Consider the following 388-nt stretch of genomic DNA (forward strand, 5'->3'; position numbering starts at 1 on the left):
GACCTGCTTCATGCCCAGCGAGATGCGGCGACGCTCTTCATCGACGTCGAGCACCATGACCTGAACTTCATCGCCGACCTGCACGATCTTGGACGGGTTGACGTTCTTGTTGGTCCAATCCATTTCGGAGACGTGGACCAGGCCTTCGACGCCCGGCTCGATCTCGACGAACGCGCCGTAATCGGTGACGTTGCTGACCTTGCCGAACACGCGGGTGTTGGCCGGGTAGCGGCGGGCGATGTTGTCCCACGGATCCTCGCCCAGCTGCTTGAGGCCGAGGCTGACGCGGTTGCGCTCGCGGTCGTACTTGAGCACGCGCACGTCGAGTTCCTGACCGACTTCCACCACTTCCGACGGATGGCGCACGCGCTTCCACGCCATATCGGTG

Annotated in this window: 1 protein-coding gene; it reads right to left on the reverse strand. The window is 63.1% G+C overall.

Going from position 1 to position 388, the window contains the following annotated elements:
- Positions 1-388, reverse strand: a 388-nt coding sequence (locus HKX41_10615) for a S1 RNA-binding domain-containing protein (GenBank protein NNC24583.1), incomplete at both ends; no start/stop codon positions are given.

Origin of the sequence: Salifodinibacter halophilus (assembly GCA_012999515.1) — a bacterium.
GTDB classification, from domain to species: domain Bacteria; phylum Pseudomonadota; class Gammaproteobacteria; order Nevskiales; family Salinisphaeraceae; genus Salifodinibacter; species Salifodinibacter halophilus.